Annotated in this window: 9 protein-coding genes; 4 read left to right on the top strand and 5 right to left on the bottom strand. The window is 43.3% G+C overall.

Annotated elements, in window-relative coordinates:
• Window positions 1-131: 131 nt before the first annotated feature.
• Window positions 132-1,028 (bottom strand): porin Omp33-36, encoded by an 897-nt coding sequence (gene omp33-36 / locus NI466_RS14810; RefSeq protein ID WP_290446027.1) that lies wholly within the window; start codon window positions 1,026-1,028, stop codon window positions 132-134.
• 1,117 nt (window positions 1,029-2,145) lie between these two features.
• On the opposite strand from omp33-36, the gene NI466_RS14805 reads away from it, so the two are divergent.
• On the top strand, window positions 2,146-3,852 hold the full coding sequence (locus tag NI466_RS14805) for a GGDEF domain-containing protein (protein WP_253173942.1): 1,707 nt from the start codon (window positions 2,146-2,148) through the stop codon (window positions 3,850-3,852).
• A gap of 122 nt (window positions 3,853-3,974) precedes the next feature.
• Here NI466_RS14805 and NI466_RS14800 read toward each other — a convergent pair whose 3' ends face one another.
• The 4 genes from NI466_RS14800 to tenA all read right to left on the bottom strand — a co-directional run bounded on the left by NI466_RS14800 (window position 3,975) and on the right by tenA (window position 9,222).
• Window positions 3,975-4,829 carry an AbiJ-NTD4 domain-containing protein gene (locus tag NI466_RS14800; RefSeq protein ID WP_253173941.1) on the bottom strand — a complete coding sequence of 285 codons (855 nt, stop codon included), beginning with the start codon at window positions 4,827-4,829 and terminating at the stop codon, window positions 3,975-3,977.
• A gap of 117 nt (window positions 4,830-4,946) precedes the next feature.
• Complete coding sequence (uvrA, locus tag NI466_RS14795) at window positions 4,947-7,778, bottom strand: excinuclease ABC subunit UvrA (protein WP_253173940.1); 2,832 nt, start codon at window positions 7,776-7,778, stop codon at window positions 4,947-4,949.
• Between the two features lie 181 nt (window positions 7,779-7,959).
• Window positions 7,960-8,328 carry a hypothetical protein gene (locus NI466_RS14790; RefSeq protein ID WP_004729209.1) on the bottom strand — a complete coding sequence of 123 codons (369 nt, stop codon included), beginning with the start codon at window positions 8,326-8,328 and terminating at the stop codon, window positions 7,960-7,962.
• A gap of 222 nt (window positions 8,329-8,550) precedes the next feature.
• A complete protein-coding gene (gene tenA / locus NI466_RS14785) occupies window positions 8,551-9,222 on the bottom strand; it encodes a thiaminase II (protein ID WP_253173939.1) in 672 nt (223 codons plus the stop codon).
• Window positions 9,223-9,444: 222 nt separating this feature from the next.
• On the opposite strand from tenA, the gene NI466_RS14780 reads away from it, so the two are divergent.
• The 3 genes from NI466_RS14780 (at window position 9,445) to ssb (ending at window position 12,690) form a co-directional block, all read left to right on the top strand.
• Window positions 9,445-10,533, top strand: coding sequence for a DUF475 domain-containing protein (locus NI466_RS14780; protein ID WP_253146659.1), 1,089 nt, complete (start codon window positions 9,445-9,447; stop codon window positions 10,531-10,533).
• Window positions 10,534-10,686: 153 nt separating this feature from the next.
• A complete protein-coding gene (locus NI466_RS14775) occupies window positions 10,687-12,051 on the top strand; it encodes an MFS transporter (protein WP_016807025.1) in 1,365 nt (454 codons plus the stop codon).
• Between the two features lie 51 nt (window positions 12,052-12,102).
• Complete coding sequence (gene ssb / locus NI466_RS14770) at window positions 12,103-12,690, top strand: single-stranded DNA-binding protein (RefSeq protein ID WP_004281391.1); 588 nt, start codon at window positions 12,103-12,105, stop codon at window positions 12,688-12,690.
• The last annotated feature ends 264 nt before the right edge of the window (window positions 12,691-12,954 follow it).

Genomic DNA, 12,954 nt, shown 5'->3' with positions numbered 1-12,954 from the left:
AAAAGCTTTATTTTCACCCGATAAAATACCCATAAAACAAGAGGAAGCTCAAATGAGCTTCCTCTTGTGAAAAATTGTGGGACAGCAATGCGCAATATGCGTCCTTTTTTGATTCAGAATCTAATCAGAAATTAGAAACGGAATTTGGCATTTACACCAATCGTTTGTGTATCCAGTGCTTGGCCTTCAGCATTTGCATTTACATAAGATGCGCCAACTGCAACAGCAGGAGTAATGAAGTAGTTTACGTTCGCGCCCCAAGCTTTGTCTGGAGAACCAGCAAAGCTAGATTCCATATAAGAAGCACCAACGCTTAACTGTGGGTTAAGGAAAAGAGTTGTACCTAAGTTGTAGGCAGTATCTTCACCATAAACTAAACCGCTTTCAAAACCAATTGACATGTTAGTACCGTCGATTGCACCAACGTATTTAGTACGTGCAGTGATCGCATCTGTCTTATCAGCAATTGTTGCAGATTCAAGAGCAGCTTTAGCAACGCCGTTAGACACAATATTGAATGCATCTAAAGAAGCTTGGTCAGCAACGCTGGTATAACCAACAGCAACTAAGAAGTTAGGAGCAACTAAAGCACCAAGTTCTAATGCATAACGGTCGCCTTGATCGTCAGTTGCGTTAGCAGTTTTGCTATCAGCAATGGTATGGCTATAAGAAGCGCTTGCATAAACAGGCACAACTGAAGTTGGAACGTAAGCTTCACCTTTTACGCCGTAAGTATGATTTACAGTACGTGAACGTCCAGCTTCTTCTTGACCGTTTTCGCCATAGCTATACGCTAGAGCAACATTAGAAGCTTGGTTCAGGAAAGCAGCTTCAGCTAAAGGACCTTTAGAAGCGTCTACATCTTTGAAGTAGTAAGTACCTTGAACAGCGCCAGTGAAGTCTTTGTCATTTGCAGTGTTGTCGATGTACTCTGACTGACCTTGAACTTCGAATTGATATGCTTGAGCACCGGTCATCGCTAATAATACAGCAGTGGCTAAACCTAGTTTTTTCATGATATTTACCATTTTGTTACAAAAGATGTACAACATAAAACGTATTGTATTGTAACAATTTATTAAGTCAATCCAATTCGAAATCGCTATTTTTTTAAGCTAAATCATTGTATTAATTTTGTGTAAAATTCAAGTATTAGGCTCCGAAGCTATTTTATATAAAAACTCTTGTATAACAAAAATCTAGACTTTAAATATAGAATCGGGACTAAAGATTAAGGAGAAATTATGTTGTTATTTTAATCAATTAATACGATTAATTATAATATATTTATCTATTAAAACAATTAATAATGGGTGAGTTAATTCATAAATGTGTCAAGAAGTGCAAAATGTCTGGCGCATCAGGTCTTTGATTGGATTGCTTGATTTTAAAGCATCATCAGCTTGGATCTTAGAATAGGTGTCTGTTTTTTGAGCTAAATGGGCATGTTTTATAATCTTGACTGGAGCAATCGGCTTTACATTTTGAGGGGAATTTTACATAATATGAAAATCAAGTTAGAGTTCACACTTTTATAGTGATTTAGCCTGATTCTCCACAATTTTTTGTTTTATCGCCCAGCTTTCCCCAAGGTTGGGCTTTTTTTGTCCAGCATTTTTTATTTCGGATCATTCCGTTTCTGAAAAACCTTTAATTAAAAAAGATGATAAGAAGAAATATTATAATAATTTTAAGCACCAAAATAGTGCATATTAAAAAGTAAAAATGTAGGTCTAAAATTCAATAGCTAAAAAAAACCCCAATTTTCATAGAAAATCGGGGTTTTTTCGCCAAAATTTGCGGGTAAACTAAAATATCTGCTGAGGAATAATTTAACTCGCCCTAATGCGGTGCATTATGCACCTATTTGTTGCAGGTGTAAATAGTGCAGAAAGCAAGTTTTTATATTTTTTTAGCTGCTTAAACTCCCTTGTTTTTGTAAGACTTTATAGAGAGCTATGGTCACGAAAACCTGCATTAAAGGTTCAAATGAACCAACTTAAGTATCTGAAAAATAATAGATGATAAAAATTCATTAAAAACATAAGTTAAGTAAGACTAAACGCTTTAAGACCATCCTGTTTTATTTGTATAATAATCAATCTATTTAGCTTTGCTTGTCATATTGGGGCGTAATACAACAGCATGAATACCTTACGCTCTGAGTGGATCAGTAAACGTTTGTACTGGTCGATGTCGATTATTATTTTATGTTTGCTTTGCATCTGTATTCCCTTAATTGTGAGTAGCAGTCAAAGTTATTTAAAATCCAAACAAACCTATCAACAACTGAATGCCTTGCAACAGGTCGCTGATCTGGCAAATAAAATTTCGCGCGAGCGTGCGCCTGCCAATAAAGCCATGTCCAGTTCGGTACAGGAATTTGCCCAGCATCAGCAAGAGTTAATCAGCTATCGACAGCAGGTGGACAGGCAATTGTCCCAGACCGCGGATGTATTGACGGAGGTCGGGTTTAACAACCTGAGTCAGCAACTTTCACAGCTTGAAAGTAGTTTGAAAAATGGGCGTGCACAGGTTGATGCCTATACCCGGATGCCACGTCAGCAACGCAGTGCACAAGAACTTGATCAGGCAATTCTGGCCATGTTTGCTGCCTGGGAAAGTTGCCGTGAACTTTTGCGTGACGTGGCGGTGGCTTCAGATAGCTCATCGACCCATCTGAATAACTATATTAGCCAGATTTTATTTTTATCTGATTTACGTGATCAGGCTGGTCGTGTCGCATCGTCTATCATGGCGCATGTGACTTTTGAAGCGCCGCTTCCCACTGAAAATATTACCCGTTCTTTACAGACCCAACATCAGGTGCGTTATTTGTGGGCCTTGATTGATACCATTCAGCCTGTTCAAGATAAAACAGAGGAGTTCATTCGTTTACATCGACGGGTAGAAACCGAGTTTATTCAGCAAGGCTTACCGATTGTGAGTGAACTGATCAGTGACAGTCTGGAGCAACGTGACTACCGTTTGAGCGGAACAGAGCTGACTGAAGCGATGGTAGATAAATTTGCGACTGTGGTAGACCTGCAAACTTACCTGCTGCAATACAGCAGAGATGCCGCTATTCAGGAAATGAACAGCAATATGCAGCGTTTGATCTGGAGTGTACTGGTATCGTTGATTTCATTACTGACCGCGATTTCAACCATGATTTTTGCACGTAAACAGGTATTCCTGCCGCTGATTCAGGCACGCCGCATGTTGTTGAGTTTGTCTAAAAACTCGGGTCGTCAGAAAATTGATATGCGGCTGCGTGAAGTGAATCATTCTGATTCCTTATTCGCTGCCATTCAGAAATTGCAACAGATGTTGCAAGAACGTGATGCGCTGGAATTCCGTTTAAAGAATATTGCTCATTCCGATTCCTTGACCGGATTATCGAACCGTTTCGCGCTGGAAGAATATATCCGTTTTATGGAAAATCAGCCGGGTCAATTGAGTCAAACCTGTTTGATGATTATTGATATTGATCATTTTAAACAGGTGAATGATCAATATGGGCATATTATTGGCGATCAGGTGATTCAACTGGTGGCCGAGCGTTTGCAAGCCAATGTCCGTGCTACAGATTTGCTGGTGCGTTATGGGGGCGATGAGTTTCTGGTACTGATTGAAAATATCCAGATGCAGCAGGCACTGATTGTGGCCGATAAAATCCGCGCTGAAGTGGCTGAGCGTCATATTGTGACTGCAGCAGGAGACGAGATTCAGATTTCGGTCAGTATCGGGGTTGCCATTGGTGCTGGCTCCTGGATAGCTTTATTGTCCAATGCAGATGATGCTTTGTTTGCAGCAAAGGCCAAAGGACGTAATGCGGTGGCAGAGGTTTAGTTCAAAAGACTGTTTTCTCTACTTTTGAACTGCACAAAAGTAGCAAAATGCATTTGTTCGACTGATGCTAAGTCCCTTTAGCACAGTCGAACGGGCGACATCCATGTCGCCAGTCATGTGATCTAATTTGGATGATCTCTGGTTTTGTCGATCAGATAGTTAATAAAATTTGTGCAGGCAACAAGCATAAATTTTGCATCGATATAAGAAAGATTTGATTCGTCTAACATTGCATGGCGAATACCATCTGCATCGGATGTATAACCATATAAAGATTTAATACTGGCTTTTAATGCAGGATGTATTGGATATTGTTTTTCAATTTGACCAATTGCATCACCTAAAGTTACTTTGTCCTTCTTTAATATTTTTTGACACATACCTTCTAATGCCGAAACAGATTCTTTAATCGAATTTCGATAGTCAGGCTTTTGACAATCTGACATCAGTTTTAAAGCTTGATTTAAATGTTGTTGAACACCTAAATATTGATTTGTATTTTCTAAAGCAGTTTCGATGGATTGAATTTCTTGTTCGGAAGTTATTGGAATGATTTCGTCATTTATAATTCGGTAAGCACTATTTTCACGCTCTAGCATATTGTTGATATTAGTTATAAATGAATCTTTATTACTTACTCTTTGATAGGGGTAGTGCTCAATTGTTTCTTCAATCAAGCTATAAATTTCGTGCCATGCACAATTAAAAAAGTAATCTCTAATTATTTTTAAAGAATCAGATGTCCATTGAGGGATGGTATCTGTAGGGTTTTTAAAAAGATTAAGCCAATAAGATTCTACTAACGAGTATATATTTGAATTACGGGTAAAAGAGCTTTGATTATGTCCATGTTCAATCCGATTCCAAATATAGCTATGAAAAACACTCCACAAACCATTTTTTAAAGCATCATCTATACTTTCTTTTTGAATGACTTCTCTAACAGGTTTATAGCCATATCGTTCTGAAAATCGCATTTATTTACCTTAAAAGAACAAATAATTTTTCTTATTAAATTTAAATCCTCCCTAACCCTCCTTTACGAAAGGAGGGAATTTCTCCTCTTTGATAAAGAGGAGGGGAGGAGGAGATTTTTATTTCAACAACGGCTTCAAGAATTTACCCGTATGTGACGCTTTGACTTTCGCGACCTGTTCAGGCGTACCTTCTGCGACAATCATACCGCCACCAGAACCACCTTCAGGGCCTAAGTCCACCACCCAGTCTGCGGTTTTAATCACGTCCAGATTATGCTCAATGACCACGATGGTATTACCTTTGTCACGTAGCTGATGCAGGATGTCCAGCAGTTTGGCAATATCATGGAAATGCAGACCCGTGGTCGGTTCATCCAGAATATACAGGGTTTGACCGGTATCGCGTTTGGCCAGTTCACGTGCCAGTTTGACACGCTGCGCTTCACCACCGGAAAGCGTGGTCGCAGACTGACCCAGACGGATATAACCCAGACCCACCTGATGTAATGTTTCCAGACGACGGTGAATGACAGGAATTGCATCAAAGAAATACATCGCATCTTCAACGGTCATTTGCAAAACATCTGAAATATTCTTGCCCTTATAGTTCACTTCCAGCGTTTCACGGTTATAGCGTTTGCCATGACAGGCATCACATGGCACATACATATCCGGTAGGAAGTGCATCGCTACCTTGATCATGCCGTCACCTTCACAGGCTTCACAGCGGCCACCTTTCACGTTAAACGAGAAACGACCGGCAGCATAACCGCGTGCCTTGGCTTCTTGCGTCTGTGAAAACAGTTCACGAATCGGGGTAAATAGGCCGGTATAAGTCGCCGGATTGGAACGCGGGGTACGTCCAATCGGACTCTGGTCAATATCCACCACTTTGTCGAGAAACTGTAAACCATCAATCGATTCAAACTTTTCCGAAGTTAAAGTGGTGGCACCATTGAGCTGGGTCGCCGCCAAAGGTAACAAAGTCCGGTTAATCAAGGTCGATTTACCTGAACCGGACACCCCGGTAACACAGGTCATAATACCTAGAGGAATAGTCAGATCGACTTTTTTCAGGTTATGCCCGGATGCTCCCATCAGCTTGATCTGTTCTTCAGGCTTGGGCGGTTGAATCCGTTTTTTCGGCACTTCAATTTTTAATTTTCCGGATAAATATTTTCCGGTCAGCGAGTCCGGATTGGCCAGAATTTCATCATACGTTCCTTCGGCAATCACATGCCCACCATGCACACCGGCACCCGGACCGATATCAATAATATGATCGGCGGCACGAATCGCATCTTCATCATGCTCGACCACCAAGACGGTATTGCCCAGATCACGCAGACGGATCAGGGTCTGTAACAGACGGTCGTTATCACGTTGATGCAAACCAATTGATGGTTCATCCAGCACATACATGACGCCCATCAAACCGGCACCGATCTGTGAGGCCAGACGAATTCGCTGCGCTTCACCACCAGACAAAGTTTCGGCAGAACGCGACAGGCTGAGATAATTCAGGCCGACCGAAACCAGAAAGTGCAGACGTTCACGGATTTCCTTGAAAATCTTGTCGGCGATTTCACCCCGTGCACCTTCCAAATGAATACCCTGATAATAGCTTTCAGCATCGCCGATCGACATGCGGGTAATGTCAGCAATGGTCTTGTCCAGAATTTTCACATTACGCGAAATTTCATTCAGACGTGAACCATCACAGGCATCACAGGCAGCATTGGATAAATACTGCGCCAGATCATCACGCACATAATTACTTTCAGTTTCACGATAACGGCGTTCCAGATGCGGCAAAATCCCTTCAAAAGGAATGACCCGATTATGACGTCGGCCACGTTCATCGATATAACTTAGATCAATTTTTTCTTTGCCAGTGCCGTACAGAAATTTTTTCTTGGTGTCAGCATCCAGTTCATTCCATGGAGTTTCCAGAGAAAAACCAAAATGCTCGGCGACTTTCTGGATCATGCTGTAATAATACGGACGCTGACGGTCCCAGCCACGAATCGCGCCTTGGCTAACGCTGACTTCAGGATTGGGAATCAGTTTATCGGCACTGAAATGGCTGCGGGTCCCCAGACCATCACAGACCGGACAGGCACCAAAAGGGTTGTTGAACGAAAATAAACGCGGTTCCAGTTCAGCCACTGCACGGTCACATTCCGGGCAGGAGTGTTTGGCTGAAAACACACGATCGTTATGCTCGCCCTTCATCCAGGATAAAATCGCGATATCACCACCTAAACGTAGCGCGGTTTCAAAACTTTCTGCAATGCGGTTACCTAAGTCATCACGGACTTTAAAACGGTCCACCACCACTTCAATGGTATGTTTTTTCTTTTTGTCCAGTTCAGGTGGCGGATCAATTTCCATGATCTCGCCATCGACGCGGGCGCGGACGAAACCCTGGCTTTGTAGCTGTTCAAACAGCGCCGTATATTCACCTTTACGTTCACGCACCACCGGTGCTAATAGTAAAAGAGCAGTGCCTTCTTCTAATGCTTTGACTGCATCGACCATTTCAGTAACCGTTTGTGCCACCATCGGCAGATCATGTTCAGGACAGAACGGTGTACCGACACGCGCATACAGCAGGCGTAAATAGTCATAAATTTCGGTAATGGTACCCACGGTCGAACGCGGGTTATGACTGGTAGATTTCTGTTCGATGGCAATCGCTGGACTCAAGCCTTCAATAGAATCCACTTCCGGTTTTTCCATCTGGGAGAGGAACTGGCGGGCATAGGCAGACAGCGATTCCACATAACGGCGCTGACCTTCGGCATATAAGGTATCAAAGGCAAGCGAGGACTTTCCTGAACCAGACAGTCCCGTAATCACCACAAACTTGTCGCGTGGTATATCAAGGTTCACATTTTTCAGGTTATGGGTACGTGCGCCTCGAATACGGATGTGGCTTTGGCTCATGCAAGGATCCTAGAATATTCATCAAAAACCCTTATATGATACCGGATGAAAAATGTTCAAGTGCAAATAAAAGTATTTTAAACGTCAAGTTATGTCGGTGATTGGTCAATTCATCACAACATTAACAAACGCAGTAGTCGATTGCCTAAATATTCACAATGATCATGTACAAGGCCAATACCTAATAAGCCATTGCATAATGGCGTTCAAAGATAGACTCGATCTCTTCAAAGCAGCGTTCACGTGACACATCATGATGCAGACGTGCATAAAAATTGACTTCATTTTCCAGAATGTGCAGAAAGTCCTCATAGTCTTTTTGGAAAAAATCCAGGTCGAGCAAATCGTTACGTCGCGCCTGATGACAGCGATACTTTTCAATAAATTTCAGCAGATGTTTCTGGATATGCGTGTTGGTATGGTAAATCAGATAAGTCGCTGCCGAGCTACAATCTGGACAGCCTTGTTCCAAATAGATTTCTTCATTATTGAGCCAGCAACATTGCAGGGTAAAAAATGCCCGAATCGCTTCGGTGCCTAAAGTGTGCATATCATCTGCCTCTTTCCGGGATTGATTTTATTAATTGATAATTATTCTCAATTATTGTTCGGCAATTTGGGGCTTATAGCTAGGTCTAGCGTACCGGCCAGTTCTATCCTTGTTTTTTTCAGACTAAGCCGTTTTTATGATCGGTTTATGACAGTAGAAATTTTTTGATCAGCTATAACCAAAAAGCCCTATCTTAAACAGGGCTTTTTTTATTCGTCCGTCTTATTCATCCAGACCAGGCCACTGGCGTTGCTCAAAGGCACTGTCCCAGAACAACCATTCCAAACGGGCCGCATGCGTATAAGCTGCATGCATTTTTTCTAGTGTATCGGCATCAACACGCGCCGCAACACGGTCAACGGTCGCAATCACATTCCGCACCGCAGTGTGGAATTCTTCTCCTGAATAGGTATCCACCCAAGCCTGATACGGATTATTCGGCGCAGAGTTGTCGACAATATCTTTGCCAACTTCGGCATAAATCCAGAAACAAGGCAGCAACGAGGCCAGCACCACCGGGTAGCTTTCCGACCAGGCGGTCGAAGTCAGATAAGAGGTATAGTGATGACACGCCAAAGTCAGCGGGGTATTTTCAAACTGCTCTTTGCTAATGCCGAAATCCTGCATAAAGCCATCATGCAGGTTACGTTCCACCACAATCGCTATTTTGGCTGCCTCGGCAAACTGGATTACATCGTCCGCTTCAAAAGCTTTGGCGGCACACACGGCCAGTGCACGGCCATAGGCCAGTAAATAATGCGCATCCTGAATCACATAATGACTAAAGGCTTCACGGCTTAAAGTACCTTGCGCCAGTTGCTGATTAAAGGGCAGGGCCAGGGTCTTCTGATAAAGTCCGAGATTACGTTGCCATACCTCTTGTGAAAAACTCATGCTGAAAATCCTTCGCAGTTCAAGTTAAACCATGCGGCACTATAGCAAAGATCGGGCTGTTTAAAAGATCGGCAAATTTTAAAAACAGAAAATAAGATAAAACAGCTCAGGAAGTGCTTTGGTTTATGCGCTAAAAGTTTCATAATTAGCTTAACTTTTCCTATTCGTATTGCTGCTCTCTCGCAGCCATACATTTATTTAATTTATCCAAGGTCGTTGTGTATGTTGAAACATTTTGGTTTCTCGATTGCATTTTCGATCGTGTGTCTTGGTTTGTCTGCATATTGGGGTTATACCCATGGTCCTGACGCAGGCCTGCAAACCATGCTCACAGCGCTGACCATTACCGCTATTCTGGCGATTATGGAAGTGTCGTTGTCTTTTGATAACGCGGTTGTCAATGCCTCAGTCCTACGGGGTTGGGATCATTTCTGGAAAATGCTGTTCCTGACAGTCGGTATTCTTATTGCAGTCTTCGGGATGCGTTTGATCTTCCCGGTGGTTATTGTTGCAGTGACTGCAGATCTGGGCTTTATGGAAGTGGTACGTCTGGCCCTGAATGATCCGAAAGAATATTCAGCACGTTTAATGGCACATCATCCTGAGATTGCTGCTTTTGGTGGTGCTTTCCTGTTGATGGTATTCCTGAACTTCTTCCTGGATGAAGAAAAAGACACGCATTGGTTCAGACGGGTGGAACGCCGTCTGTCCAATCTGGCCAATGTACCGGCGATGTCGGTGTTTATCGCACTGGTAGCCTTGTTAATTATGGCAGCCAATGTCGATGAAGCTAAGCGTCTGGCAGTGACTATGGCGGGGATCTGGGGCATCGTGATTTATATCGGTGTGCAGGTTCTGAGCCATATGCTCGGTGGTGAACCGGAAGTCGATGAAGAAGGCAATGCCATTCGTCATGATGAAAATGGCGTACCGACGGGTGTAGTGAAAGCGGGTATTGGTGGTTTCCTCTATCTAGAAGTCCTGGATGCTTCCTTCAGTTTTGATGGCGTGATCGGTGCCTTTGCGATTACCTCAGACGTGGTCATCATCATGCTGGGTCTGGCAATTGGTGCGATCTTTGTCCGTTCAATGACCATCTATCTGGTTGAGCAGGGCACATTGGATGCCTATATCTACTTGGAACATGGTGCGCATTATGCCATCGGTGCACTGGCTTTCATTATGATTGCCAGCGGAACCGGTCTGCATGTGCCAGAAGTGGTGACTGGTCTGATCGGTGTAGCCTTTATTGTCTGGGCAGTATTTGCCTCGATTCAGTACAAGAAACGTCAGGCGGCTTTAGAAAAATAAAGTGCTGTCCCTGAATGAAAAGCGTAGCTCCGGCTGCGCTTTTTTGTTTTTAGATTGGCATCATCTTTATTTCAAATAAAATTCATGTCTTATTAATGAGCTGAATGTCCTATAATCTGGGCTCCAGATTAATTAACCCAATCGCCATAATTTATGATGAATGCTTTAGAACGTCGTTCAACCTTTGCCCTGAGCAGTATTTTTGCACTGCGCATGCTGGGGTTGTTTATGATTATCCCAGTGTTTTCTGTGGCAGGGCAGGCATATCAATATGCGACGCCTGCACTGATCGGTTTGGCGGTCGGGGTCTATGGTTTGACTCAGGCCTTATTGCAGATTCCATTCAGCCTGATTGCGGACCGTTATAGCCGTAAGCCACTGGTGGTTTTAGGGCTGCTATTATTTGCGCTGGGTGGTGCAATTGCGGCCATGTCGGACACCATTTATGGCGTGATTATCGGCCGGGCGATTGCTGGTGGTGGTGCAGTATCTGCTGTGGTGATGGCGTTGCTGGCAGATGTCACCCGTGAAGAAAACCGCATGAAAGCCATGGCGATGATGGGCATGAGTATCGGCCTGTCTTTTGTGGTGGCCTTTAGTCTGGGGCCTTGGCTGACGGGTCTGGTTGGCATCTCGGGATTATTCTGGGTCACCACGGTGATGGGCCTGGCGGCGATTGCCATGCTGTTGATGGTGCCGAAAGTCACGCGGCATCATAAAAACTTTCAGCAGGGCTATCTGGCACAGTTGAAACAGGTAATCAAAATCGGGGATCTGAATCGTCTGCATGTGTCGGTCTTTACCCTGCATTTATTGCTCACCGCCATGTTTATCTATGTGCCTTCACAGCTGATCGAATTTGCTGATCTGCCACTTTCCAGTCATGGCTGGGTATATTTGCCGCTGTTGGTACTGAGCCTGTTTTTTGCTTTTCCGAGTATTATCCTGGCAGAAAAATACCACAAAATGCGCGCGATTTTTCTGGTGGCCATTACCGGTATTATTCTGGGTTTGATGGTGATGGCATTTGGTTTTGAATCCAAATATGTCTTACTGATTGGTCTAGGGCTGTTCTTTATTGCTTTTAATGTGATGGAAGCCCTGTTGCCATCCTGGTTATCGAAAGCGGCACCGATCCAGTCCAAAGCCACCGCCATGGGCGTGAATGCCAGTAGCCAGTTTTTAGGGGCATTCTTTGGCGGTATGATTGGCGGACAATTGTTACTGCTGAACAATACCTCGATGGGCTGGACTATCCTGACAGGGATCGCGATAATCTGGCTGCTGATGAGTTTTGGCCTGGCTCAGCCGCGTTATCTGTCATCGCTGGTACTGCGATTGCCGGAAAGCAGACAAACTGACGAATGGACTTCTCAGCTTTTGGCGATTCGTGGTATTGAAGAGGTCGTGGTGATGTCTGAACAGCAAGTTGCCTATGTAAAAGTCGATAAACAGCAGATTGATGATGCTTCGCGACAACAATTAACGCACTTGTTGGGTAAAGAGGTAGCCATTTAAGCATAACTCTTATAAAGTAAAATACAGAAATATATAGGAAGTAAACGGCAAATGCGTGGTGTAAATAAAGTTATTTTAGTGGGTACTTTGGGTAAAGATCCGGAAACCAAAACTTTTGCAAATGGTGGCTCTCTCACTCAATTTTCGATCGCAACCAGCGATTCGTGGACAGATAAAAGTACCGGTGAACGTAAAGAACAAACGGAATGGCACCGTATCGTGTTGCATAACCGTTTAGGTGAAATTGCGCAGCAATATCTTCGTAAAGGCTCAAAAGTATATATTGAAGGTTCATTACGTACCCGTCAGTGGACTGACCAGAATGGTCAGGAACGCTATACGACGGAAATCCGTGGTGAACAAATGCAGATGTTAGACTCTAGCCGTCCTCAAAATGATCAGGGCGAGAGCAGCTTTAACCAGCCACGCTTTAATAACAATAATCAGGCGAACAACAACCAGGGCGGTTATGGCAATAACCCGCAATCGGGTTATGGTTCAGCACCACAGCAAGGCGGTTTTAACAACAATCAGGGCGGCGGTTATGGCAACAATAACCCGAGTGGTTTTGCGCCGAAATCTGCACCTGCTCCAACAGCAGCGCCTGCAGCAGATCTAGATGATGACTTACCATTTTGATTTATCAGAACGGTAAATTATCATTAAAACCCACCTGAATACGGTGGGTTTTTTATGTCTTGAAGATTGGTATTAAGTTTGAATAAAGCCCGACTTATTAAAAGAATCATAAATCTTAAAACATCAGGTTGCTTTTGATGGGGACAACTCTGCATCGAGAAAATAAATAAGATAATATAGGACTTACGCACTATTATTTATAGATTTTCTGTGGCAGCAGATGATTCTTATCGAGAATAAATTCATCAATAAAGTTCTTGATAA

Source organism: Acinetobacter lwoffii (assembly GCF_024129595.1).
Taxonomy (GTDB): domain Bacteria; phylum Pseudomonadota; class Gammaproteobacteria; order Pseudomonadales; family Moraxellaceae; genus Acinetobacter; species Acinetobacter lwoffii_O.
Note: the sequence above shows the minus strand (reverse complement) of the source record. Positions and strands in the feature narration are given on the sequence as shown.